The following is a 24,964-nucleotide window of genomic DNA, read 5'->3' on the forward strand; positions in this document are numbered from 1 at the left end:
GCCCTGCGCAGACAGCTTCGTCCGACCGCTGTATCCTGCGTCAAATTTTCCAAACAGGGAGGCTCCCCATGACCGCCAGCGCCCGGCACACCGCGTCCTACTACGCCGCCAGCAGCGCGCCGCAACCCGATTACTCGGCGTTGGTGGGCGAAATGATTGCCGACGTGTGCGTGGTCGGCGGGGGTTTCTCCGGACTCAACACGGCCCTGGAACTGGCCGAGCGTGGGTTCAGCGTGGTGTTGCTGGAGGCGCGCAAGATCGCCTGGGGGGCCAGCGGGCGCAATGGCGGCCAGTTGATTCGCGGGGTCGGCCACGGCCTGGACCAGTTCACCAACGTGATCGGCGCCGATGGCGTGCGCCAGATGAAGCGGATGGGCCTGGAAGCCGTGGAGATCGTGCGTGAGCGTGTCGAGCGCTACCAGATCCCCTGCGACCTGACCTGGGGTTACTGCGACCTCGCCAACAAGCCTCGCGACTTGCACGGCCTGGCCGAAGACGCCGCAGAACTGCGCGGCTTGGGCTATCGCCATGAGGTGCGCCTGCTGCAAGCCGCCGAGATGGGCAGCGTGATCGGCTCAGAGCGCTACGTGGGCGGCATGATCGACATGGGTTCAGGCCACCTGCACCCGCTGAACCTGGCCCTCGGCGAAGCGGCCGCCGCGCAGGGCTTGGGCGTACAGTTGTTTGAGCAGTCCGAAGTGACGCGCATCGACTACGGCCCCGAGGTCAAGGTGCACACCGCCCACGGCCACGTGCGCGCCAAGACCCTGGTGCTGGCCTGTAATGCCTACCTCAATGGCCTCAACCCGCACCTGAGCGGCAAAGTGCTACCTGCCGGCAGCTACATCATCGCCACCGAGCCGTTGAGCGAAGCGCAAGCCGCCAACCTGCTGCCGCAGAACATGGCGGTGTGTGACCAGCGAGTGACGGTGGATTACTTTCGCCTTAGCGCCGACCGTCGCCTGTTGTTCGGCGGGGCCTGCCACTATTCCGGCCGTGACCCCCAGGATATCGGCGCTTATATGCGGCCGAAAATGTTGCAGGTCTTCCCGCAATTGGCCGCCGCGAAAATCGACTATCAGTGGGGCGGCATGATCGGCATCGGCGCCAACCGCTTGCCACAGATCGGCCGGCTGGCGGATCAACCCAACGTGTATTACGCCCAGGCCTACGCGGGCCACGGCCTCAACGCCACGCACCTGGCGGGCAAGCTGCTGGCCGAAGCCATCAGCGGCCAGCAACAGGGTCGTTTCGACCTGTTCGCCAAGGTGCCGCACATCACCTTCCCCGGCGGCAAGCACCTGCGCTCGCCGCTACTGGCACTGGGGATGCTCTGGCACCGCCTCAAAGAGCTGGTGTGAATCAGCCGCGCCAGAAGGGCTTCAAGCCTTCCTGGCGCGCCTGCTCGGCGGTCAGCCCGATATCCTGCAACTGCTCGCGGGTCAACGCCAGCAAAGCCTTGCGTGTGTGACGGCGATGCCAGAACAGGCTCCAGCGGTTAGCCGTGAGCGCAGACAGTGCCCGCCCCTGCCCTGCTTCCAGTTCCTGACTGTGTAACGCCAGCCGCACATCGCTCATGCCGTTCATTTTGCTGCCCCTCTTTGGCGTGTTGCCTTGAGTGACCAGCATGCAAGAACGGCAAAAACCATTACAGATTCAACCCATCTATATTAAATCCATACAGACACTGCCTATGTACGGCTGAATCCTGTATTTTCCGCCTATCTGTACTGGTCCTTTGGGAGCGACCGCCATGACCCTCTACGTCAACCTCGCGCAAGTGCTGGGCACGCGCATCGAGCAGGGCTTCTATCGCCCCGGTGATCGCCTGCCGTCTGTACGGGCCTTGAGCGTAGAGCACGGGGTCAGCCTGAGTACCGTGCAGCAGGCTTATCGCTTGCTGGAAGATAACGGCCTGGCAATGCCCAAGCCGAAATCGGGCTACTTCGTGCCCGTTGGCCGCGAACTACCGGCCCTGCCCGAAGTAGGCCGACCGGCACAACGCCCGGTGGACATTTCCCAATGGGACCAGGTGCTGGAACTGATTCGCGCCGTACCACGCAAAGACGTCATACAGATGGGCCGAGGCATGCCGGATGTATTGTCGCCCACCATGAAGCCCTTGCTGCGAAGCCTTGCCCGCGTCAGCCGACGCCAGGATCTGCCTGGGCTGTACTACGACAACATCCTTGGCTGTATGGAATTACGCGAGCAAATTGCCCGGCTGTCATTGGACTCCGGCTGCCAACTGACCGCCGAAGACATCGTGATCACCACGGGCTGCCACGAGGCGCTGTCTGCCAGCATCCACGCGATTTGCGAGCCTGGGGATATCGTCGCGGTGGACTCACCCAGCTTCCACGGCGCCATGCAGACCCTCAAGGGGCTGGGCATGAAAGCCCTGGAAATCCCCACAGATCCGATCACCGGCATCAGCCTCGAGGCCCTGGAACTGGCGCTGGAACAATGGCCGATCAAGGTTATCCAGCTCACTCCCAACTGCAACAACCCGCTGGGCTACATCATGCCGGAGGCGCGCAAACGCGCCTTGCTGACCCTGGCCCAACGCTTTGACGTGGCGATCATCGAAGACGATGTGTATGGCGAACTGGCCTACAGCTACCCACGCCCGCGCACCATTAAATCCTTCGACGAAGACGGCCGTGTGTTGCTGTGCAGCTCGTTCTCGAAGACCCTGGCGCCCGGCCTGCGCATTGGCTGGGTAGCCCCCGGGCGCTACCTTGAGCGGGTGCTGCACATGAAATACATCAGCACCGGCTCCACCGCGACCCAACCGCAGATCGCCATCGCCGAGTTCCTCAAGGGCGGCCATTTCGAACCGCATTTGCGACGGATGCGCACCCAATACCAACGCAATCGCGACTTGATGCTCGATTGGGTTACCCGCTACTTCCCAACTGGCACCCGCGCCAGCCGTCCCCAGGGCAGCTTCATGCTGTGGATAGAGCTGCCGGACGGCTTCGATACCCTCAAGCTCAATCGCGTGCTGATAGAACAGGGCGTACAGGTGGCCGTGGGCAGCATTTTTTCGGCGTCGGGCAAATACCGCAATTGCCTGCGCATGAACTACGCTGCCAAGCCCACGCCGCAGGTTGAAGAAGCCGTGCGCAAGGTCGGTGCCGCGGCGATCAAGATGCTGGCCGAGTCGGCAGACTGACCTTTCGCGAGAAATCGCCGTCATATGCCGACAACCGCCCTGATCTGGAAGCGCCTCCCTTGATGATTCGACGGCTTTTACCGTTTTGCCTGTTGGGAGCCCTCGCCCTGGGTGGCTGCGCCACGGTGAGCACACCGCGCATCCCCAGCGACGCGCTGCCGGCGGCACAGTCGTCGTTCGGGCGCTCGATCCAGGCCCAGGCCGCACCGTATCAGGGTCGCTCGGGCTTTCGCCTGCTGCCCAACAGCAGCGAAGCGTTCATGGCTCGCGCCGAGCTGATCCGCAACGCCCAGGCCAGCCTCGACTTGCAGTACTACATCGTCCACGACGGCATCAGCACGCGCATGCTGGTGGATGAACTGCTCAAGGCCGCCGACCGTGGCGTGCGTGTGCGCATCCTGCTGGATGACACCACCAGCGACGGCCTCGACCAGATCATCGCCACCCTCGCCGCCCACCCCAAGATCGAGATTCGCCTGTTCAACCCCCTGCACCTGGGGCGCAGCACCGGTGTGACGCGGGCTCTGGGGCGCCTGTTCGACCTGTCGCTGCAACACCGGCGCATGCACAACAAACTGTGGCTGGCGGACAACAGCGTGGCCATCGTCGGCGGGCGAAACCTGGGGGATGAGTATTTCGACGCAGAGCCCAACCTGAACTTCACCGATATCGACATGCTCAGCGTCGGGCCGGTAGCCGAGCAGCTCGGGCACAGTTTCGATCAGTATTGGAACAGCGCGCTGAGCAAGCCCATCGATGACTTCGTCTCAAACAGCCCCTCCAAAGGCGACTTGGCCGCCGCGCGCGCGCGCCTTGAAGCGTCGCTGGCCGAATCGCGCCAGCAAAATCACGCGCTGTACAACCGCCTGCGCGCCTACCAGACCCAACCACGCATGGACATCTGGCGCCGCGAGCTGATCTGGGCCTGGAACCAGGCGCTGTGGGACGCGCCGAGCAAGGTGCTGGCCAAGGCCGACCCAGACCCGCGCCTGCTGCTGACGACCCAACTGGCGCCGGAGCTTGAGGGCGTCGACCACGAGCTGATAATGATCTCGGCGTACTTCGTGCCGGGGCAACCTGGGCTGGTGTACCTGACAGGCCGGGCCGACGCGGGTGTTTCGGTGAGCCTGCTGACCAATGCCCTTGAAGCCACCGACGTGCCGGCTGTGCACGGTGGCTATGCGCCGTATCGCAAGGCGCTGCTGGAGCACGGGGTCAAACTCTTCGAGCTGCGCCGCCAGCCGGGTGACGGCAGCGGCAGCGGCCCGCACCTGTTTCGCCGGGGCACCTTGCGCGGCTCAGACTCGAGCCTGCACAGCAAGGCGATGATCTTTGATCGGACGAAGTCGTTTATCGGCTCGCTCAACTTCGACCCGCGCTCTGTGCTGTGGAACACCGAAGTCGGCGTATTGGTGGACAGCCCCGAGCTGGCGGAACACGTGCGCAACCTGGCGCTGCAAGGCATGGCGCCAGCCTTGAGCTATGAGGCGAAATTGCAGGGCGGCCAGGTGGTGTGGGTGACTGAAGATAACGGCCAGTTGCACACCCTGGCCCGCGAGCCTGGCAGTTGGTGGCGGCGGTTCAATGCATGGTTCGCCACCAGCGTCGGCCTGGAACGCATGCTCTAGAAACGCAATGGATCAAATGTCAGGCTGGCTGTGCGGCACCGAATGCACCCTGGCGCAGCAACAGCAGCACCAACCCCAACGCCCCGGCTGCCATCAGGAAGGGCAACGCATGCCCGCTGATCCACTGGCTGCCGGCGCCGGCCACCAGCGGGCCGATCAGGCAACCGATCCCCCACAACTGCGCGATATGAGCGTTGGCACGCACCAGCGCATCATCGCGATAACGCTCGCCGATCAAGATCAGCGACAGCGTAAACAACCCGCCCGCACTGGCGCCGAACAACACCCATATCGGCCAGATCAGCAACGTGTGCAACGCCAAGGGAATCGCCAGGCTCGACACCAGCAACAGCACCGCGCAACTCAGAAACAGCGTACGTCGCGGCAGGTAGTCGGCCAGCGCGCCGATGGGCAATTGCAGCAGCGCATCGCCGACCACCACCGCGCTGACCATCGCCAGGGCAATCTCGGCGGTGAAGCCTTGTTGCAGGCAATACACCGGCAGCAGTGTCAGGATCATCGCCTCGAACGCGGCGAACAGCGCCACCGCCCAGGCAATCGCCGGCAGGCTGCGGCAAAAGCGCCACAGGTCGGCGAAGGTCACGCTGAACGAATCGGCGGTGGGTGCGCCGCAACGGCCCAGCAATGCCAGCGGGGCAATCACCAACAAGCCCACACCGACCCAGATGCCATAGTCATGGTCGGTGCCGATCACGCCCAGCAGCAGTGGCCCGGACAGTTGGCTCAAGGCATAACTGCAACCGTATAGCGCCACCAATCGACCACGCCACTGCTCCACCACCAACTGGTTGATCCAGCTTTCACCGAGGATAAACACGATGGTCAGGATCACCCCGATCATCAGGCGCAGAACCAGCCATATCGGGTAGCTGGGCAGGATCGCCAGTAAACCGATGGACACCGCCCCGCACCACATACACAGACGCATCAGATTGGCAGTGCCGAGCCATGCGGCCAGCCGGCTAGAGACCTTGGCGCCGAGCAATACGCCGAACGCCGGCATCGCGGCCATCACGCCGATGGCGAAACTGCCGTAGCCCCAACCTTCCAGGCGCAGGGACACCAACGGCATGCTCACCCCCAGAGCCAGGCCGACACTGAGTACCGAGGCCAACACGGCGAAATAAGTCGCCCAACGCATTGCCACGCTCCTGTGGATAATTCTTGAGAACACACAAAACAGTGTGGGAGAGGGCTTGCCCCCGATGGCGGCGGGTCATTGAGCACGTTAAGTGCCTGACACGCTGCTATCGGGGGCAAGCCCCCTCCCACATTTGGCCTGCGGTGTTGCTTAGAGCTTGATCCAGGTGGACTTCAGCTCGGTGTATTTGTCGAACGCATGCAGCGACTTGTCGCGGCCATTGCCCGATTGCTTGAAACCACCAAACGGCGCGGTCATGTCGCCGCCATCGTACTGGTTGACCCACACGCTACCGGCGCGCAAGGCCTTGGCGGTCAGGTGCGCCTTGGAGATATCAGCCGTCCATACCGCTGCGGCCAGGCCATACACCGTGTCGTTGGCAATCTTGATGGCTTCTTCGGCGCTGTCGAAGGTAATCACCGACAGGACCGGGCCGAAGATCTCTTCCTGGGCGATCTTCATGGCGTTGGTCACGCCGTCGAAAATCGTTGGCTCGACGTAGGTACCGCCGGTTTCCTCCAGGATGCGCTTGCCGCCAGCCACCAACTTGGCGCCATCGCTGTGACCCGCCTCGATGTACGACAGCACGGTGTTCATCTGCTGGGTGTCCACCAGCGCGCCGACGGTGGTCGCCGGGTCCAGCGGGTTGCCGGGTTTCCAGGCCTTGAGCGCCTCGATGACCAGCGGCAGGAATGAATCTTTGATCGAGCGTTCCACCAGCAGGCGCGAACCGGCAGTGCAGACTTCGCCCTGGTTGAAGGCGATGGCGCTGGCAGCAGAGTTGGCGGCCGCTTGCAGGTCCGGGGCGTCGGCGAACACGATGTTCGGGCTCTTGCCGCCGGCTTCCAGCCACACGCGCTTCATGTTCGACTCGCCGGAGCGAATCAACAGCTGCTTGGCGATCTTGGTCGAGCCGGTGAACACCAGGGTGTCGACGTCCATGTGCAACGCCAGCGCATTGCCAACGGTATGGCCGTAGCCCGGCAGCACGTTGAACACGCCTTTCGGGATACCGGCTTCAACCGCCAGGGCCGCGATACGGATGGCCGTGAGCGGGGATTTCTCGGACGGCTTGAGGATCACCGAGTTGCCGGTGGAGAGCGCAGGGCCGAGTTTCCAGCAGGCCATCATCAACGGGAAGTTCCACGGCACGATGGCGCCAACCACGCCGACCGGCTCGCGGGTCACCAGGCCCAGTTGATCGTGCGGCGTTGCGGCAACTTCGTCGTAGATCTTGTCGATGGCCTCGCCGCTCCAGCTCAGGGCATTCGCCGCGCCGGGTACGTCGATGTTCAGGGAGTCGCTGATCGGCTTGCCCATGTCCAGGGTTTCGAGCAGTGCCAGCTCTTTGGCATTGGCCTTGAGCAGCGCGGCGAAACGGATCATGGTGGCTTTGCGTTTGGCCGGCGCCAGGCGCGACCAGACGCCGGAATTGAAGGTGGCGCGGGCATTTTCCACGGCACGCTGGGCGTCGGCGGCGTCACAGCTGGAAACGGTGGTCAACAGGCGGCCATCGACCGGGCTGAGGCATTCGAAGGTGTCACCGGAAACAGCGGCGGTGTATTCGCCATTGATGTAGGCGCGGCCCTCGATCTTCAGATCCTTGGCGCGTTGTTCCCAATCGGCACGGGTCAGGGTGGTCATGCGAGTGTCCTCCTCTTGTTGAATACAAGGGCCAGGCGATGTCCCCCGGCAGCCTTAAAGAATGCTTGCCCGCCCGCCTGTGGTTCGGCGCAAGGCAGCTGCCACCCTAAACCAGCGGCTGGGGATGTTTCAATATATTTGACATAACGCCGGTAAACGCCCTTGCGATGTTCATTTTAATAAACATAAACTTTGGGCTCTCCAACCGCAGGCCAGACGGGACACGCACATGAGCATCCAGGACATCGTCGACTTCAGCCAAGCCAACACCGCCCCCGAGCGCTATCGCCCTGCCGCCGAAAAAATCCTCAAGGGCGATCCCGAGCAAACGGTCTACAACCACTACAACAGTCCGTGCGGCCAGATGAACGCCGGGGTCTGGGAGGGCCAAGTCGGGCAATGGAAGGTCAACTACACCGAGCATGAGTATTGCGAGATCGTGCAGGGTGTGTCCGTGCTACGCGACGCCGAGGGTAACGCCAAGACCTTGCGCGCCGGTGACCGCTTTGTGATCCCGGCCGGTTTCAGCGGTACCTGGGAAGTGCTGCAAGCCTGCCGCAAGATCTACGTGGTGTTCGAACAGAAAGCCTGACCAGTAAACGCCAGGCAAAAAAAAGCCCGCATCGTGAGATACGGGCTTTTTTTCACAAGGAAGAAAATCAATTACTTGATTTTGCCTTCTTTGTAGATCACGTGCTTGCGAACGCGCGGGTCGAACATTTTCTTTTCGAGCTTGTCCGGGGTAGTACGCTTGTTCTTGTCGGTAGTGTAGAAGTGACCAGTACCGGCGCTAGAGATCATTCGAATCAATTCACGCATGATAGAGCTCCTTAGATCTTGCCAGCGGCACGGATTTCGGCCAGCACGACAGTGATGCCACGCTTGTCGATGATGCGCATGCCTTTGGCAGATACACGCAGGCGAACAAAACGTTTCTCTTCTTCAACCCAGAAGCGGTGATGCTGCAGGTTCGGCAGGAAACGACGACGGGTTTTGTTATTTGCGTGGGAAATGTTATTCCCAGTCACCGGACCCTTACCGGTAACTTGACAGACTCTCGACATGCCTCAGCCCTCTAAAACCACATGCCCAACCCGGCATGGGTTGGCCGCTTAATCTCTCAGTCATTTGGCGCCAGGCGCCGCGTTTCTTTAGGGTCTTACCGGCTACACCTACAAGCGAAGGAACCGGGCCCCTAGAAAAGAGCGCTGCTTTATACCAGAAAGACCCTGGTGCAACAACAGCGAGTGTGTTTTTACCTGAGTAAATCTCGGCCGTTGACGCCTGAACCGTTGCCAGGAGGGGCCGCTACAACAGCCGACCGCTCGTCGCACAGAATGATTTTCAGCGCCCGCGCGCACCGTAAAGTGCGCGGCGAAACAATCTGAGGTGCCATCAAAACAGCATTTGAGCCAAAAGCACAGGCAAAAATGGACTAGTCATTTATCAACCAGACCACTACGGTAGGACTTTTCCAGACTGCACTCGCAGATGGGCCTTCGATCTGCAAAGGAAACCGACTATGCGCCTCGCTGCCCTACCGTTGTTGCTTGCCCCTCTCTTTATCGCGCCGCTGGCCTCTGCCGCCACCAACCTGAGCGTGTGCACCGAGGCCAGCCCCGAAGGGTTCGATGTGGTGCAGTACAACTCGCTGACCACCACCAATGCCTCGGCCGACGTGCTGATGAACCGCCTGGTGGACTTCGATGCCGCCAGCGGCAAGCTGGTGCCAAGCCTGGCGGACAGCTGGGACGTATCGCCGGACGGCCTGACGTACACCTTCAAGCTGCACCCGGACGTTAAATTCCATCGTACCGAGTACTTCACCCCAAGCCGCAGCCTGACCGCCGAGGACGTGCGCTTCAGCTTCGAGCGCATGCTCGACCCCGCCAACCCGTGGCACAAGATCGCCCAGAGCGGCTTCCCCCACGCCCAGTCCCTGCAATTGCCGACACTGGTCAAGAAGATCGACGCCCTCGACCCGCTGACGGTGCGCTTCACCCTGGATCACGCCGACTCCACCTTCCTTGCGGCCCTGAGCATGGGCTTTGCCTCGATCTACCCGGCCGAATACGCCGACAAGCTGCTCAAGGCCGGTACACCCGAGAAGCTCAACAGCCAACCGATCGGCACCGGGCCGTTCATTTTCAGCCGTTTCCAGAAAGATGCCGTGGTTCGCTACAAGGCCAACCTGGACTACTTTGGCGGCAAACCGGCTGTGGATAACTTGATCTTCGCCATTACCCCCGACGCCAATGTGCGCTTGCAGAAACTGCGCCGCGATGAGTGCCAGATCGCCCTGTCTCCCAAGCCGTTGGATGTGGGCGAGGCAGAGAAAGATCCTACGCTCAAGGTAGAAAAGACCGCCGCGTTCATGACCGCATTCGTGGCCATCAACAGCCAGCATCCACCATTGGACAAGCCCGAAGTGCGTCAGGCGATCAACCTGGCATTCGACAAGGCCAGCTACCTCAAGGCCGTGTTTGAAGGCACTGCCGAAGCTGCCAATGGCCCTTACCCACCCAACACCTGGAGCTACGCCAAGGATCTGCCGGGTTATCCACAGGACCTCGCCAAGGCCAAGGCCCTGCTGGATCGCGCCGGGCTCAAGGACGGCTTCAAGACCACAATCTGGACCCGCCCCACCGGCAGCCTGCTCAACCCCAATCCGAACCTGGGCGCGCAATTGCTACAAGCCGACCTGGCCAAGGTCGGCATCCAGGCCGAGATCCGCGTGATCGAATGGGGCGAGTTGATTCGCCGCGCCAAGGCGGGTGAGCACGATCTGCTGTTCATGGGGTGGGCCGGCGACAACGGCGACCCGGATAACTTCCTGACGCCGCAGTTCTCCTGCGCAGCGGTGAAATCCGGCACCAACTTCGCTCGCTACTGCGACCCGGCGCTGGACAAGCTGATCAGCGCGGGCAAGACCACCAGCGAGCAAGGGGTGCGCAGCAAGCTGTATCAACAGGCCCAAGCGCAGATCCAGCAGCAGGCACTGTGGCTGCCGCTGGCGCACCCAACGGCGTTCGCCCTGGCGCGCAAGAGTGTCGAGGGTTACCAGGTGAGCCCGTTCGGGCGCCAGGATTTCTCGAAAGTCAGCGTCAAGCCCTGAGGTACAAGCTGCAAGCCCACTTGAGGCTTGCAGCTTGAAACGTGCGGCGGCGTTCTCTACATCCACCCATGTTCAGCCATCGACAATGGGTCGCCATCCCCTACGATAATGTGATCCAGCAACCGCACGTCCACCACTTCCAGGGCCTTCTGAAGGGTCTTGGTCAATGTTCGATCAGCCGCGCTGGGCTCCGCACTTCCGGAAGGATGGTTGTGGCACAGGATCAACGCTGCAGCGTTGTACGCCAGCGCGCGCTTGACCACTTGCCGAGGGTAAACCACCGTAGCATCGATGGTGCCTTGGAACAGGGCCTCGAAACCCAACACTCGGTGCTTTGAATCAAGAAACAGGCATCCAAAGATCTCGTGGGGCTCATGGCGCAGCAGCGCCTTGAGATAGCTGCGCACAGCCAGCGGGCTTTCGAGCACCGACTCACTGCGCAGCCGCTCGGCCATATGGCGGCGGGCCATTTCCAACACCGCCTGCAACTGGGCAAATTTTGCTGGCCCCAGGCCCGCTTGCTGGCTGAACAACGTCTGGCTGGCCTCCAGCAGCGGGCGCAAGCCACCAAATTGCGCCAACAGGCTTCGCGCCAGGTCCACCGCGCTTTTCCCGGGGACACCGGTGCGCAAGAAAATCGCCAATAGTTCAGCGTCTGACAAACTCGCCGCCCCCCACGCCAAAAGCTTCTCCCGCGGCCGCTCTGTCGCCGGCCAATCTCGAATACTCATCCCACCTCCCTGTGCATGTGCGCCGCTGTTGCCCAGCGGGCGCTGTGTTATCGTAGGCCCTCTTTTTTGCGTGCGATTTCACCTGGGGAGGGGAGATCGCAGGCGTCACTGAACTGGCTTCACTGAACTGGAAAGGCAAACCAATGCAGCGTCTGTATCGGAAACGCATCGTTCTCGGCGTCGGCGGCGGCATTGCCGCCTACAAGAGCGCAGAACTGGTTCGCAGGCTCCTGGACCAAGGCGCCGAAGTGCGCGTGGTCATGACCCGTGGCGGCAGCGAGTTCATCACGCCGCTGACCATGCAAGCCTTGTCCGGCCACCCGGTTCACCTGGACCTGCTGGACCCGGCGGCCGAAGCCGCCATGGGCCATATCGAACTGGCCAAATGGGCCGACCTGGTGCTGATCGCCCCGGCCACCGCCGACCTGATCGCCCGATTGGCCCAAGGTATCGCCGACGACCTGCTGACCACCCTGGTACTGGCCACCGACGCCACCGTTGCCATCGCCCCGGCCATGAACCAGGCCATGTGGCGCGACCCGGCCACCCAGGCCAACACCCAGCTCCTGCAAAGCCGTGGCCTCAAGGTGTTCGGCCCGGCCTCCGGCAGCCAGGCCTGTGGCGATGTCGGCATGGGCCGCATGCTCGAAGCCACCGACCTGGCGCTGTGCGCCGCCGAGTGCTTCCAGCACCTGGCCCTGACCGGCAAACACGTGCTGATCACCGCCGGCCCAACCCAGGAAAACATCGACCCGGTGCGCTACATCACCAACCATAGCTCAGGGAAAATGGGCTTTGCGCTGGCCGAAGCCGCGGTCGAAGCGGGTGCTCGTGTCACCCTGATCACCGGCCCGGTGCATTTGCCGACACCAGACCGCGTCACCCGAATCGACGTAGTCAGCGCCCGGGACATGCTCGCGGCCTGTGAAGCGGCGATTCCCTGCGACCTGTTTATCGCCTCGGCAGCAGTTGCAGACTACCGCCCGGAAGTCGTCGCCCCGCAAAAGCTCAAGAAAGACCCTACAAGCGGCGACGGCCTGCTCCTGCAAATGGTGCGCAACCCGGACATCCTGGCCACCATCGCCACCCGGCCGGATCGCCCGTTCAGTGTCGGCTTCGCCGCCGAAACCGAGCACCTGCTGGACTACGCCGCGCGCAAACTGAAAGACAAAAACCTCGACCTGATCGTTGCCAATGATGTCGCCAACCCGAGCATCGGCTTCAACAGTGAGGAAAACGCCTGCAGCGTGATCGACCGCGACCTGCACGCCACCCTTTTCGCCCAGACCAGCAAGGGCAAAATTGCCCGCCAACTGATCTCTTTTATCGCCCAACGGCTGAACCAGGTTTAATTTCCATGCACGCTTTGCAAGCCAAGATCCTCGACCCCCGCATCGGCACCGAATTCCCACTGCCGGCCTACGCCACCCCAGGTTCCGCTGGCCTGGACCTGCGCGCCATGCTCAAGCAAGACACCGTGCTTGAGCCGGGCCAGACCGTCCTGATCCCTACCGGCCTGTCGATCTACGTCGGCGACCCTGGCCTGGCGGCACTGATCCTGCCGCGCTCTGGCCTGGGCCACAAACACGGCATCGTGCTGGGCAACCTGGTGGGCCTGATCGACTCGGATTACCAAGGCGAACTGATGGTGTCCTGCTGGAACCGCGGCCAGACCGCATTCAACATCGCGGTCGGCGAACGCATCGCCCAGCTCGTTCTTGTGCCAGTGGTACAGGCGCACTTCGAACTGGTGCAGGAGTTCGACGAAACCCAACGCGGCGCAGGCGGTTTTGGGCATTCGGGCAGCCACTGACTAAGCTGAACCTGGCCGGACGCTTTCGTCCGGTCAGAGGCCACCGCATGGCTTTTCAGGATGAAGAATGCGCGGAATTTATCAGCGAGATTTCCCTAGCGAAATCAATGCATTACGCAGAGCAAAGCGAGGCATCCAAACGCCGATGGCACTTTTGCACCACGAACTCTCTGCCGAAAACACCGTCATACCCTTCAGTTTGAGCCTGCCGGCCAGCCACATTACAGCCAGCCTTGCCCCCTTCAGATGGAGTTTCCCCCCGCGATGAGTACCGCAGCCCGAGTAGCCCCGACATTCCCCGACAGCATCTTTCGCGCCTATGACATTCGTGGCGTGGTGCCCAAGACCCTGACCGCCGAAACCGCCTACTGGATCGGCCGCGCCATCGGTGCCCAGAGCCTGGCCCAGGATGAGCCCAACGTCTCGGTCGGCCGTGACGGACGCCTCTCCGGTCCCGAGCTGGTGGAGCAACTGATCCAGGGCCTGGCCGACAGCGGCTGCCATGTCAGCGACGTCGGCCTGGTGCCAACGCCCGCGCTGTACTACGCCGCCAACGTGCTGGCCGGCAAATCCGGGGTGATGCTCACCGGCAGCCACAACCCGTCGGACTACAACGGCTTCAAGATCGTCATCGCCGGCGATACCCTGGCCAACGAACAGATCCAGGCCCTGCACGAGCGCCTGAAGACTAACAACCTGACCAGCGGCAAAGGCAGCATTACCAAGGTCGACATCCTGCAGCGCTACTCCGACGAGATCACTCGCGACGTCAAGCTCGCACGCCGCCTCAAAGTGGTGGTGGACTGCGGCAACGGCGCGGCCGGCGTGATCGCCCCGCAATTGCTTGAGGCCCTGAACTGCGAAGTGATCCCGCTGTTCTGCGACGTCGATGGCAACTTCCCCAACCACCACCCGGACCCGGGCAAGCCTGAAAACCTGGTAGACCTGATCGCCAAGGTCAAGGAAACCGGCGCCGACGTCGGCCTGGCCTTCGACGGTGACGGCGATCGCGTAGGCGTTGTGACAGAAACCGGCGACATCGTATTCCCCGACCGCCTGCTGATGCTGTTCGCCCGCGACGTCGTGGCACGCAATCCCAACGCCGAAATCATTTTCGACGTGAAGTGCACTCGCCGCCTTACGCCATTGATCAAGGAATACGGCGGTCGCCCGCTAATGTGGAAGACCGGTCATTCGTTGATCAAAAAGAAAATGAAGGAAACCGGCGCCCTGTTGGCCGGTGAAATGAGCGGCCACGTGTTCTTCAAGGAGCGCTGGTTCGGTTTTGACGATGGCATTTACAGCGCCGCTCGTCTGCTGGAGATCCTCAGCAAGGAAAAATCCACCTGCGATTCGCTGTTCCAGACCTTCCCGAATGATATTTCTACGCCAGAGATCAATATCCATGTGACCGAGGAGAGCAAATTCAGCATCATTGACGCACTGCACGATGCGCAATGGGGTGAAGGCGCCAACCTGACCACCATTGATGGTGTGCGAGTCGATTACGCCAAAGGCTGGGGCCTGGTTCGCGCGTCCAACACCACACCGGTGCTGGTCCTGCGTTTCGAGGCGGATACCGAGGCTGAGTTGCAGCGCATCAAGGACGTGTTCCACGCCCAGTTGAAACGTGTTGCCCCTGATCTCCAATTACCGTTCTGATTTTTTACACCGGAGCCCTGAATGACCCTCGAACGCGAAGCCGCTGCCAACACCGCCAAGGTCCTGTCCGAAGCGTTGCCTTACATTCGACGCTATGTCGGCAAGACGCTGGTGATCAAGTACGGCGGCAATGCCATGGAAAGCGACGAGCTGAAGACCGGCTTCGCCCGCGATATCGTGCTGATGAAAGCCGTGGGGATCAACCCGGTGGTGGTGCACGGCGGCGGCCCGCAAATCGGCGACCTGCTCAAGCGCTTGTCGATCGAGAGTCACTTCATCGATGGCATGCGCGTCACTGACGCGCAAACCATGGACGTGGTGGAGATGGTCCTCGGCGGCCAGGTGAACAAAGACATCGTGAACCTGATCAACCGCCACGGCGGCAGCGCCATTGGCCTGACCGGCAAGGACGCGGAACTGATCCGTGCGAAAAAACTGACCGTGACCCGTCAGACGCCGGAAATGACCCAGCCGGAAATCATCGACATCGGCCAGGTGGGCGAAGTGATCGGCATCAACACCGACCTGCTGAACCTGCTGGTCAAGGGTGATTTCATCCCCGTGATCGCCCCAATCGGCGTGGGCGCCAACGGCGAGTCCTACAACATCAACGCCGACCTGGTGGCGGGCAAGGTGGCCGAGGCGCTGAAAGCTGAAAAGCTGATGCTGCTGACCAACATCGCCGGCCTGATGGACAAGGAAGGCAAGGTGTTGACCGGCTTGACCACTCAACAAGTGGACGAACTGATCGCCGACGGCACCATCTACGGCGGCATGCTGCCGAAGATCCGTTGCGCGCTGGAAGCGGTGCAAGGCGGTGTTGGCAGCTCGCTGATCCTGGATGGTCGTGTGCCGAATGCGATCCTGCTGGAAATCTTCACCGATACCGGTGTGGGCACGCTGATCAGCAACCGCAAGCGTCCTTAACCGCTGCAAACAAAATGTGGGAGGGGGCTTGCCCCCTCCCACATTTGCTTGCGCCTGCAATACGTCCGGTGTCAGACGCCGAATTGCTCGCGGTACGCACGCACCGCCGGCAAGTGCTGCTTTAACTGCGGGTCATCTTCCAGGAACTGCAACACCTGGTTCAACGACACGATGCTCACCACCGGAATGCCAAAGTCGCGCTCCACTTCCTGGATCGCCGACAACTCGCCGTTGCCGCGCTCCTGGCGGTTCAGCGCGATCAGCACGCCGGCAGCCTTGGCGCCGTCCTGGGAGGCGATGATCTGCATCACTTCACGGATCGCGGTGCCTGCGGTGATGACGTCGTCGATGATCAGCACGTCGCCAGTCAGCGGCGCGCCCACCAGGCTGCCGCCTTCGCCATGGGCCTTGGCTTCCTTGCGGTTGAAGCACCACGGCAGGTCCCGCCCGTGATGCTCAGCCAAAGCCACGGCCGTTGTAGCCGCCAGGGGTATACCCTTGTAGGCCGGGCCAAACAGCACGTCGAAGGAAATACCGCTTTCAACGATGGCTGCCGCGTAGAAACGACCCAACTGAGCCAGGGCCGAACCCGAGTTGAACAAGCCAGCATTGAAGAAGTACGGGCTGGTGCGCCCGGACTTGAGAGTGAACTCACCGAAGCGCAAAACGCCGCGATCGATGGCAAAACGAATGAAATCGCGTTGATACGCCTGCATGAAAAAAGCCTCAGATACCACGGATTTAGCTAATTAGGTAGACGGCGTGTATCATACACGCACGCGATTTTTGGGGCCATTTATGCGGATCATCAGTGTGAACGTTAATGGAATTCAGGCTGCAGTCGAGCGTGGTTTGCTCAGTTGGCTGCAAGCCCAGAATGCCGACGTCATCTGCCTGCAGGACACCCGCGCCTCCGCCTTTGAACTGGACGACCCAGCCTTCCAACTGGATGGCTACTTCCTTTATGCCTGCGATGCCGAAGTGCCCACCCAAGGTGGCGTGGCTTTGTATTCGCGGTTGCAACCCAAGGCGGTCATCAGCGGCCTCGGCTTCGAGACAGCCGACCGCTACGGGCGCTACCTGCAAGCCGATTTCGATAAGGTCAGCATCGCGACCTTGCTGCTTCCTTCGGGGCAGAACGGCGATGAAGACTTGAACCAGAAGTTCAAGCTAATGGACGACTTCGCCCGTTATCTGGATAAACAGCGGCGCAAACGTCGCGAGTACATTTATTGTGGCTCGCTGTACGTGGCGCAACAGAAGCTGGATATCAAGAACTGGCGCGACAGCCAGCAATCCCCGGGCTTCCTGGCGCCGGAACGGGCCTGGATGGACGAGATTGTCGGCAACATGGGTTATGTAGATGCCCTGCGCGAAGTCAGCCGCGAAGGCGACCAGTACAGCTGGTGGCCAGACAACGAACAGGCTGAGATGCTCAACCTGGGCTGGCGTTTCGACTACCAGTTGCTGACCCCTGGCCTGCGTCGGTTTGTTCGCAGCGCACGCTTGCCGCGCCAGCCGCGCTTCTCGCAGCATGCGCCGCTGATCGTGGACTACGACTGGACACTGACCATCTAAGGTCTTTCTCCAGGCACAAAAAACCGACATCGCTGTCGGTTTTTTGTGGGCGCTCATTATTTGATCACACGCCAGGTCAAGGGATAGCGATAGGCAACCCCCTTGTTGGCCTTGATGCTGGCGATGATCGTCAGCACCACCGTGGCAATCGCCAGGGCAAACATCAGGAAAAACCCGATCACCGCAAAGGCCAGCACGATGCATGTCAGCCAGGCGATAGCCACGGTGATCTGGAAATTCAAGGCTTCCTTGCCCTGATCATCAATGAACGGGTCCACTTCCTTCATCTGCCACAGCATCAGCGGCCCGACGACACTGCCAAAGGGGAACACAAACCCCAGAAACGCCGCGAGATGACACAACATCGCCCCCTGCCGCACTTCGTAGGAAGGCGTAGGTACCGGCATTTGGCTGTCATTCATGGCACTTCTCCTTGAGGCGGGCTCAGTCGGCCAGGGCGGCGTTCTGCAGTTCGAAGATTTCAGTCATGCCTTTTTGCGCCAGGGCCAGCATGGCGTTCAACTCGGCCGGCTGGAATGGCGCGCCTTCGGCGGTACCCTGCACTTCGATGAAGCCACCGGTGCTGGTCATCACCACGTTCAGGTCGGTCTCGGCAGCCGAGTCTTCCAGGTAGTCCAGGTCCAGCACTGGCTCGCCCTGGTACATGCCGACCGATACCGCAGCGATCATCTGCTTGAGCGGGTCACCGCCCTTCAGGCCGCCACGCTTCTTGATCACTTTGAGTGCGTCGACCAGGGCCACCATGGCGCCGGTGATGGAGGCAGTGCGGGTGCCACCATCGGCCTGGATCACGTCGCAGTCGACGTACAGGGTCACGTCGCCCAGCTTGGACATGTCCAGGGCTGCACGCAGGGAGCGACCGATCAGGCGCTGGATTTCCAGGGTGCGCCCGCCTTGCTTGCCACGGCTGGCTTCACGTTGGTTACGCTCGCCGGTAGCGCGCGGCAGCATGCCGTACTCGGCAGTCAACCAACCCTGGCCCTGGCCCTTGAGGAAACGCGGCACGCCGTTTTCGACGCTGACGGTGCAGATCACCTTGGTATCGCCAAACTCGACCAGTACGGATCCCTCGGCGTGTTTGGTGTAGTTGCGGGTGATGCGGATCGAGCGGAGCTGATCGGCAGCGCGACCACTTGGACGTTTCATAGGGGATACCTGTACGGAGGACGAAAAACTGCCGAGCATTATAGAGCCGCGAGCCGATTCGGGGCACTGCTAAAAAATCCGGTAACGAATGGGCAGCCTATCGCCCATTGGTTGGGCGCGCCCGGCCCACTGCGCTACAATCCTGCGCCTTCTTAACCATCAGCCCGTGTTTGCGGGGCTGCAACGCGAGGTACCTCCATGGTGCACAGCATGACCGCCTTCGCCCGCGTCGAAAAAGCCGGCGCCCAAGGCACCCTGAGCTGGGAACTGCGCTCGGTCAACAGCCGCTACCTGGAGCCGCACCTGCGCCTGCCGGAATCGTTCCGCGACCTCGAGGGCGCCGTACGTGAAGCGCTGCGCCAAGGCATTTCCCGCGGCAAGCTCGAATGCACCCTGCGCTTTACCGAAGAGACCACCGGCAAACCGCTGCAAGTGGATCGCGAGCGCGCCGCCCAACTGGTCGCCGCCGCCGAAACCATCGCCGGCCTGATCAAGCAACCCGCCGCGCTGAACCCCCTGGAAGTGCTGGCCTGGCCCGGCGTGCTGGTGGCCGACGCCACCGACCCGCAAGCCCTCAACGCCGAAGCCCTCGCCCTGTTCAACCAGGGCTTGAAGGAGCTCAAGGCCGGTCGCGAGCGAGAAGGCGCCGAACTCGCGCGCCTGATCAACGAGCGCCTGACCTCGATCGAAGAAGACGTTGTCACCCTGCGCGAGCTAGTGCCGCAGATGCTCGCCACCCAGCGCCAGAAGGTCCTCGACCGCTTCACCGATATGAAAGCCGACCTCGACCCCGTGCGCCTGGAACAGGAAATGGTCCTGCTGGCACAAAAGAGCGACGTCGCAGAAGAACTCGACCGCCTGAGCACCCACATTCTTGAGGTGCGGCGCGTGCTCAAGTCCGGTGGCGCCGCCGGTCGGCGCCTGGATTTCCTGATGCAGGAACTCAACCGCGAAGCCAATACACTGGGCTCCAAGGCATTTGACCCGCGCAGCACCACGGCTGCGGTCAACCTTAAAGTGTTGATCGAGCAGATGCGCGAACAAGTACAGAATATTGAGTAAGGCAACCTCCATGACCCATAGCACTGGCACCCTTTACATCATTTCCGCCCCTTCGGGCGCGGGCAAGAGCAGCCTGGTCAAGGCGCTGACCGACACCAACGATCAGATCCGCATCTCGGTCTCCCACACCACCCGCGCCATGCGTCCGGGCGAGATGAACGGCGTGCACTATCACTTCGTCGAGCGCACCGAGTTCGTCAAGATGATCGAGCACGGCGACTTCCTGGAGCGCGCCGAGGTGTTCGGCAACCTGTATGGCACCTCGCAAAGCCACCTGCAGCAGACCCTCGACGAAGGTCACGACCTGATCTTGGAAATCGACTGGCAGGGCGCCGAACAAGTGCGCAAGCTGATGCCCCAGGCACGCTCGATCTTCATCCTGCCGCCGTCGCTCGAAGCCTTGCACCAGCGCCTGACCAACCGTGGCCAGGACAGCGACGAGATCATCGAAGGCCGCATGCGTGAAGCCGTCAGCGAAATGAGCCACTACGTCGACTACGACTACCTGATCATCAATGACGATTTTTCCCACGCACTGGATGACCTGAAGGCGATTTTCCGCACCAATCAGCTCCAGCAAAAGCGTCAACAACAGCGTTTTGGCAAGTTACTGGCCGAATTGCTCGGCTGATTGCCCCTTCCCAAAACCGCTGCAAGGGCTTTACATTGGCGCTTGTAGCGGTTTTGCGAGGGCCTGCGAAAAATCAGCGCTTCCCTAAACGCTGGTGATTTTTTAAACTGTTTAGTCCGCTCGCCCAACCGGGCAGCGCGCATCTTGCATCCGCTCCGAGGAATATCATGGCCCGCGTAACCGTTGAAGACTGCCTAGACCACGTGGCAAACCGCTTTGAGCTGGTCATGCTCTCTACCAAGCGTGCCCGTCAACTGGCCACTGGCGGCAAAGAGCCCCTGGTCCAGTGGGAAAACGACAAGCCTACCGTTGTAGCCCTGCGTGAAATCGCTGAAGGCCTGATGAGCTACGAGTTCATCGCCAACGCTGAAATCGTTGAAGACGAACCGCTGTTTGCAGCGTTCGAGGACGAGTCCAACGAGGCCGTCTAAGCCTATGCCTGGTCGACGTAGCACGGCGCGGGGTCACAGCCTTCGGCAGGAGTTCACACTTTGCCGAGCATAGACGCCCTCGCCGATCGCTTATCGACCTACCTCGGCCCCGACCAGGTCAACCTGGTCCGCCGAGCGTATTTCTATGCCGAACAAGCCCACGACGGCCAACGCCGCCGTAGCGGTGAGGCGTATGTCACCCATCCTCTTGCGGTGGCGAATATTCTTGCCGACATGCACATGGACCATCAGAGCCTGATGGCCGCGATGCTGCATGACGTGATCGAAGACACCGGTATTGCCAAGGAAGCGCTCAGTGCGCAATTTGGCGAAACCGTGGCCGAACTGGTCGATGGGGTCAGCAAGCTGACCCAGATGAACTTCGAGACCAAGGCCGAAGCCCAGGCGGAAAACTTCCAGAAGATGGCCATGGCGATGGCCCGCGATATCCGGGTAATCCTGGTCAAGCTGGCCGACCGGCTGCACAACATGCGCACGCTGGAAGTGCTGTCCGGCGAAAAACGTCGGCGCATCGCCAAGGAAACCCTGGAAATCTACGCACCCATCGCCAACCGGCTGGGCATGCACGCCATTCGTATCGAGTTCGAAGACCTCGGCTTCAAGGCCATGCACCCGATGCGCTCGGCGCGCATCTACCAGGCGGTCAAGCGCGCCCGGGGCAACCGCAAGGAAATCGTCAACAAGATCGAAGAGTCGCTGAGCCACTGCCTGGCGATCGACGAGATCGAGGGCGAGGTCAGCGGCCGGCAGAAACACATCTACGGCATCTACAAGAAGATGCGCGGCAAGCGTCGGGCCTTCAACGAGATCATGGACGTGTACGCGTTCCGGATCATCGTCGACAAGGTCGACACCTGCTACCGCGTGCTGGGCGCTGTACATAATTTGTACAAACCGCTGCCAGGGCGCTTCAAGGACTACATCGCGATTCCCAAGGCCAACGGCTATCAGTCGCTGCATACCACGCTGTTCGGCATGCACGGCGTGCCGATCGAGATCCAGATCCGCACCCGCGAAATGGAAGAGATGGCCAACAACGGCATCGCCGCCCACTGGTTGTACAAGTCCAGTGGCGACGAGCAGCCAAAAGGCACCCACGCCCGCGCCCGCCAGTGGGTCAAAGGCGTGCTGGAAATGCAACAACGTGCCGGCAACTCCCTGGAATTCATCGAAAGCGTGAAGATCGACCTGTTCCCGGACGAGGTCTACGTGTTCACGCCCAAGGGCCGGATCATGGAGCTGCCCAAAGGCTCCACGGCGGTCGACTTCGCCTACGCGGTGCACACCGATGTGGGCAACAGCTGCATTGCCTGCCGCATCAACCGGCGCCTGGCCCCGCTGTCGGAACCGCTGCAAAGCGGCTCTACAGTGGAGATCGTCAGCGCACCGGGCGCACGCCCGAACCCGGCATGGCTGAACTTCGTGGTCACCGGCAAGGCGCGCACGCACATCCGCCATGCGCTGAAACTGCAGCGCCGTTCCGAGTCCATCAGCCTGGGCGAACGCCTGCTAAACAAGGTGCTCAACGGTTTCGACAGCGCCCTGGACAAGATCCCGCAGGAGCGCGTGCAAGCGATGCTCCACGAGTATCGCCAGGAAACCGTCGAGGACCTGCTGGAAGATATCGGCCTGGGCAACCGCATGGCCTACGTCGTCGCCCGCCGCCTGCTCGGCGAAGGCGAACAGCTGCCAAGCCCCGAAGGCCCGCTGGCGATTCGCGGCACCGAGGGCCTGGTGCTCAGCTACGCCAAGTGCTGCACGCCGATCCCGGGCGACCCGATTGTCGGCCACCTGTCCGCAGGCAAAGGCATGGTCGTGCACCTGGACAACTGCCGCAACATCACCGAGATCCGCCACAACCCGGAAAAATGCATCCAGCTCTCGTGGGCCAAGGATGTCACCGGCGAATTCAACGTCGAGTTGCGTGTGGAGCTGGAACACCAGCGCGGCCTGATCGCCCTGCTGGCCAGCAGCGTCAACGCGGCCGACGGCAATATCGAAAAAATCAGCATGGACGAACGCGATGGTCGCATCAGCGTGGTCCAACTGGTGGTCAGCGTGCACGACCGCGTGCACCTGGCCCGCGTGATCAAGAAGCTGCGCGCCTTGACCGGGGTCATCCGCATCACCCGTATGCGTGCTTAACCCAACTCTTACAAGGAGTCACAAATGACCAAGACTGTTATCACCAGCGACAAGGCCCCGGCCGCCATCGGTACTTACTCCCAGGCGATCAAGGCGGGTAACACTGTCTACATGTCCGGCCAGATCCCGCTGGACCCAAAGACCATGGAACTGGTGGAAGGCTTCGAAGCGCAGACCGTACAGGTCTTCGAGAACCTCAAGTCCGTGGCCGAAGCTGCTGGCGGTTCGTTCAAGGACATCGTCAAGCTGAACATCTTCCTCACCGACCTGAGCCACTTCGCCAAGGTCAACGAGATCATGGGCAAATACTTCGAACAGCCTTACCCAGCCCGCGCCGCGATCGGCGTTGCCGCCCTGCCGAAGGGTGCACAGGTTGAGATGGACGCGATTCTGGTCATCGAGTAAAAACACCCGGCGCAGCTCCCCACAGGCTGCGCCGACTTCGTTTTAAAAGGATTTCATGATGCGCAAAGCGCTTGTAGCCACTTCGTTGCTCGCCCTGTTGCTCGGCGGCTGCGCCAGCAACCCGGCCGACCTGGATGTGAGCGGCACCTGGATCAACCAGGTCGCCATCGACGCGGCAGCCAAGGGCGGCCCTTTGCGTGAAGCGCTGCAAAGCTTTGGCCCAAACCTGGAGTGGGAGGTCAACTCCAAGGCAGCACAGGCGCGCTACTACAATGGTTTTGAAGTTGCCGAAGGCAAGTTGCTGGGCGAGCAATCCGGCGCCTGGAGCGTGGACTTCTACGGCAGCTCCGCCACCGAACTCAAGCGCAAAGGCACACAACTGCTGCAAGTGGCCAACGACAATGAGCCCGAACAGCTGTTTGCCCGCGCCAAAGACCCAGCCCCGGAAGGCGCGCCACTGGGCGCGAATTTCGAACGCGCGCTGTACGCGGCGTACATGGGCGGCGACTGGAAGATCACCGACGGCTTCGGCAACGGCGCCACCGTGCAGTTCCAGCCTGACGGCAAGGTCGCAGGCTTACCGGGCGTCGATCGTTACTCCCTGTGCCTGGCAGGTGACTGCGCGTCCATGAGTGGCGGCTACGACAGCATCTGGCTGCAACTCAACGGCGTGGGCAACCCGTGGATCTTTGCCCGAAAAGGCGAGCAACTGGAAATCTTCCAGGCGATCAACACCGCACAGACCGATGAGGTGCCCTCGTTTACGCCGGGGCCGCGTCAGTGGCTGCTGGAAAAACAGTGATACGAAACAAAGGAGCCCAAGGGCTCCTTTTTCTTTAGCCTGCGCCATGGTTTTTTACCCTCAGAGAGCATTCCATGCGCACGTTGCTTACCCTCGGTTTTTTGTTGCTTGGCGGTTGCACCCCCGCGCCGCCAGATACGGATATCAGTGGCCTGTGGATCAACCAGGCACTCATTGACGCCGCTGCCTCAGGTCAACCGCTGAACACCAGCGGCTGGAATCTGGAATGGAACATCGACACTCATACTGGCAAGGCCCAGGTGAGCAACGGCTTTGAAATAGGTGAAGGCCAGCTCTCACAAACATCCTCCAACACCTGGACCGTCGACTATGACGGCTACAGCACGGATGAGTTGCGCCTCGACAACAAACAGCTGATACAAATGAGCACGGAGTATGTCGCCCAGCAAGTCTTCAGCCGCCCGACCGATACCGGCAAAACCGGGGACCGGCCCAGCAACACATTCAGAAGAGCCCTGAACTCAGCCTATCTGGGAGGGCAATGGCGCATCATCGAAGGCCCAGGTATCGGCACAATGGTCGTGTTTACCGCAGACGGCCAGGTTTCCGGGCTAGCAGATACAGACGGATACGAACTGTGCCTGGACGGTGACTGCGCCTCCCAGGGCGCGGGCAATGACACTGTCTACCTGAGCCAGGGTGACAGGGGCGACGCCTGGATTTTCGTGCGCACCGGTAAGCAAATGGAGATTCTCCGGGCGATCAACCTCTCGAACCCCGATGAAATTCCTGAACTGACCCCAGGCGCACGGCAGTGGCTGCTGGAAAAACAGTGAAAAAAGGAGCCTCTGGGCTAAGAGGTAAAAGGGCAAAAAACTCACCTGTGACGAGGGAGCTTGCT

At 61.4% G+C, this 24,964-nt stretch carries 25 protein-coding genes and 1 pseudogene; 17 read left to right on the forward strand and 9 right to left on the reverse strand.

From position 1 onward, the window contains the following. Positions 1 to 68: 68 nt before the first annotated feature. Positions 69 to 1,361: an FAD-binding oxidoreductase gene (locus PspS35_RS29080; protein WP_159937819.1), complete on the forward strand. Its 1,293-nt coding sequence runs from the start codon at positions 69 to 71 to the stop codon at positions 1,359 to 1,361. A 1-nt stretch (position 1,362) separates the two neighbouring features. Here PspS35_RS29080 and PspS35_RS29085 read toward each other — a convergent pair whose 3' ends face one another. Continuing rightward, on the reverse strand, positions 1,363 to 1,587 hold the full coding sequence (locus PspS35_RS29085; protein ID WP_159937820.1) for a DUF1127 domain-containing protein: 225 nt from the start codon (positions 1,585 to 1,587) through the stop codon (positions 1,363 to 1,365). A 166-nt stretch (positions 1,588 to 1,753) separates the two neighbouring features. On the opposite strand from PspS35_RS29085, the gene PspS35_RS29090 reads away from it, so the two are divergent. Beyond that, on the forward strand, positions 1,754 to 3,178 hold the full coding sequence (locus PspS35_RS29090) for a PLP-dependent aminotransferase family protein (protein ID WP_159937821.1): 1,425 nt from the start codon (positions 1,754 to 1,756) through the stop codon (positions 3,176 to 3,178). Positions 3,179 to 3,240: 62 nt separating this feature from the next. Further along, a complete protein-coding gene (locus PspS35_RS29095) occupies positions 3,241 to 4,806 on the forward strand; it encodes a phospholipase D family protein (RefSeq protein ID WP_159937822.1) in 1,566 nt (521 codons plus the stop codon). Between the two features lie 19 nt (positions 4,807 to 4,825). On the opposite strand, the gene PspS35_RS29100 is transcribed toward PspS35_RS29095, so the two are convergent. Continuing rightward, complete coding sequence (locus tag PspS35_RS29100) at positions 4,826 to 5,968, reverse strand: MFS transporter (protein WP_159937823.1); 1,143 nt, start codon at positions 5,966 to 5,968, stop codon at positions 4,826 to 4,828. Between the two features lie 150 nt (positions 5,969 to 6,118). Next, on the reverse strand, positions 6,119 to 7,612 hold the full coding sequence (locus PspS35_RS29105) for an aldehyde dehydrogenase (protein WP_159937824.1): 1,494 nt from the start codon (positions 7,610 to 7,612) through the stop codon (positions 6,119 to 6,121). A gap of 229 nt (positions 7,613 to 7,841) precedes the next feature. On the opposite strand from PspS35_RS29105, the gene PspS35_RS29110 reads away from it, so the two are divergent. Then, the gene (locus PspS35_RS29110) at positions 7,842 to 8,204 is read left to right on the forward strand and encodes a cupin domain-containing protein (protein ID WP_159937825.1); all 363 of its coding nucleotides are present in this window, start codon (positions 7,842 to 7,844) and stop codon (positions 8,202 to 8,204) included. A 71-nt stretch (positions 8,205 to 8,275) separates the two neighbouring features. Here PspS35_RS29110 and rpmG read toward each other — a convergent pair whose 3' ends face one another. Then, positions 8,276 to 8,431: a 50S ribosomal protein L33 gene (rpmG, locus tag PspS35_RS29115; protein WP_003176906.1), complete on the reverse strand. Its 156-nt coding sequence runs from the start codon at positions 8,429 to 8,431 to the stop codon at positions 8,276 to 8,278. An 11-nt stretch (positions 8,432 to 8,442) separates the two neighbouring features. After that, a complete protein-coding gene (gene rpmB, locus PspS35_RS29120; RefSeq protein WP_003176907.1) occupies positions 8,443 to 8,676 on the reverse strand; it encodes a 50S ribosomal protein L28 in 234 nt (77 codons plus the stop codon). Positions 8,677 to 9,134: 458 nt separating this feature from the next. On the opposite strand from rpmB, the gene PspS35_RS29125 reads away from it, so the two are divergent. After that, positions 9,135 to 10,727, forward strand: a complete 1,593-nt coding sequence (locus tag PspS35_RS29125) for an ABC transporter substrate-binding protein (protein ID WP_159937826.1) — start codon at positions 9,135 to 9,137, stop codon at positions 10,725 to 10,727. 56 nt (positions 10,728 to 10,783) lie between these two features. Here PspS35_RS29125 and radC read toward each other — a convergent pair whose 3' ends face one another. Beyond that, complete coding sequence (radC, locus tag PspS35_RS29130; RefSeq protein WP_159937827.1) at positions 10,784 to 11,458, reverse strand: DNA repair protein RadC; 675 nt, start codon at positions 11,456 to 11,458, stop codon at positions 10,784 to 10,786. Between the two features lie 143 nt (positions 11,459 to 11,601). Between radC and coaBC the strand changes: the two genes are divergently transcribed. The 4 genes and pseudogenes from coaBC (at position 11,602) to argB (ending at position 15,860) form a co-directional block, all read left to right on the forward strand. After that, complete coding sequence (coaBC, locus tag PspS35_RS29135; RefSeq protein ID WP_016970585.1) at positions 11,602 to 12,810, forward strand: bifunctional phosphopantothenoylcysteine decarboxylase/phosphopantothenate--cysteine ligase CoaBC; 1,209 nt, start codon at positions 11,602 to 11,604, stop codon at positions 12,808 to 12,810. A 5-nt stretch (positions 12,811 to 12,815) separates the two neighbouring features. After that, positions 12,816 to 13,271 carry a dUTP diphosphatase gene (gene dut / locus PspS35_RS29140; protein WP_159937828.1) on the forward strand — a complete coding sequence of 152 codons (456 nt, stop codon included), beginning with the start codon at positions 12,816 to 12,818 and terminating at the stop codon, positions 13,269 to 13,271. Positions 13,272 to 13,511: 240 nt separating this feature from the next. Then, a pseudogene (locus PspS35_RS29145) lies at positions 13,512 to 14,933 on the forward strand (phosphomannomutase/phosphoglucomutase); the annotation flags it as partial. Between the two features lie 21 nt (positions 14,934 to 14,954). Next, positions 14,955 to 15,860, forward strand: a complete 906-nt coding sequence (gene argB / locus PspS35_RS29150; RefSeq protein WP_015886532.1) for an acetylglutamate kinase — start codon at positions 14,955 to 14,957, stop codon at positions 15,858 to 15,860. A 71-nt stretch (positions 15,861 to 15,931) separates the two neighbouring features. On the opposite strand, the gene pyrE is transcribed toward argB, so the two are convergent. Continuing rightward, a complete protein-coding gene (gene pyrE, locus PspS35_RS29155) occupies positions 15,932 to 16,576 on the reverse strand; it encodes an orotate phosphoribosyltransferase (protein WP_099586019.1) in 645 nt (214 codons plus the stop codon). An 82-nt stretch (positions 16,577 to 16,658) separates the two neighbouring features. Between pyrE and PspS35_RS29160 the strand changes: the two genes are divergently transcribed. Next, positions 16,659 to 17,438 (forward strand): exodeoxyribonuclease III, encoded by a 780-nt coding sequence (locus PspS35_RS29160; protein WP_003195493.1) that lies wholly within the window; start codon positions 16,659 to 16,661, stop codon positions 17,436 to 17,438. Between the two features lie 56 nt (positions 17,439 to 17,494). Here PspS35_RS29160 and PspS35_RS29165 read toward each other — a convergent pair whose 3' ends face one another. Next, a complete protein-coding gene (locus tag PspS35_RS29165) occupies positions 17,495 to 17,860 on the reverse strand; it encodes a DUF4870 domain-containing protein (RefSeq protein WP_159937830.1) in 366 nt (121 codons plus the stop codon). A gap of 22 nt (positions 17,861 to 17,882) precedes the next feature. Continuing rightward, a complete protein-coding gene (gene rph, locus PspS35_RS29170; protein ID WP_016975928.1) occupies positions 17,883 to 18,605 on the reverse strand; it encodes a ribonuclease PH in 723 nt (240 codons plus the stop codon). A 198-nt stretch (positions 18,606 to 18,803) separates the two neighbouring features. On the opposite strand from rph, the gene PspS35_RS29175 reads away from it, so the two are divergent. The 7 genes from PspS35_RS29175 (at position 18,804) to PspS35_RS29205 (ending at position 24,899) form a co-directional block, all read left to right on the forward strand. Beyond that, complete coding sequence (locus tag PspS35_RS29175; protein ID WP_159937831.1) at positions 18,804 to 19,667, forward strand: YicC/YloC family endoribonuclease; 864 nt, start codon at positions 18,804 to 18,806, stop codon at positions 19,665 to 19,667. A 10-nt stretch (positions 19,668 to 19,677) separates the two neighbouring features. Further along, positions 19,678 to 20,298: a guanylate kinase gene (gmk, locus tag PspS35_RS29180; protein WP_159937832.1), complete on the forward strand. Its 621-nt coding sequence runs from the start codon at positions 19,678 to 19,680 to the stop codon at positions 20,296 to 20,298. A gap of 167 nt (positions 20,299 to 20,465) precedes the next feature. Further along, on the forward strand, positions 20,466 to 20,729 hold the full coding sequence (rpoZ, locus tag PspS35_RS29185) for a DNA-directed RNA polymerase subunit omega (RefSeq protein ID WP_017735757.1): 264 nt from the start codon (positions 20,466 to 20,468) through the stop codon (positions 20,727 to 20,729). Between the two features lie 60 nt (positions 20,730 to 20,789). Then, on the forward strand, positions 20,790 to 22,895 hold the full coding sequence (spoT, locus tag PspS35_RS29190; protein WP_032884411.1) for a bifunctional GTP diphosphokinase/guanosine-3',5'-bis pyrophosphate 3'-pyrophosphohydrolase: 2,106 nt from the start codon (positions 20,790 to 20,792) through the stop codon (positions 22,893 to 22,895). A gap of 24 nt (positions 22,896 to 22,919) precedes the next feature. Further along, positions 22,920 to 23,300, forward strand: a complete 381-nt coding sequence (locus PspS35_RS29195; RefSeq protein ID WP_003176922.1) for a RidA family protein — start codon at positions 22,920 to 22,922, stop codon at positions 23,298 to 23,300. A 58-nt stretch (positions 23,301 to 23,358) separates the two neighbouring features. After that, positions 23,359 to 24,102: a hypothetical protein gene (locus PspS35_RS29200; protein ID WP_159937833.1), complete on the forward strand. Its 744-nt coding sequence runs from the start codon at positions 23,359 to 23,361 to the stop codon at positions 24,100 to 24,102. Positions 24,103 to 24,176: 74 nt separating this feature from the next. Beyond that, positions 24,177 to 24,899 (forward strand): hypothetical protein, encoded by a 723-nt coding sequence (locus tag PspS35_RS29205; protein WP_159937834.1) that lies wholly within the window; start codon positions 24,177 to 24,179, stop codon positions 24,897 to 24,899. Positions 24,900 to 24,964 lie beyond the last annotated feature (65 nt).

Source organism: Pseudomonas sp. S35 (genome assembly GCF_009866765.1).
Classification (GTDB): domain Bacteria; phylum Pseudomonadota; class Gammaproteobacteria; order Pseudomonadales; family Pseudomonadaceae; genus Aquipseudomonas.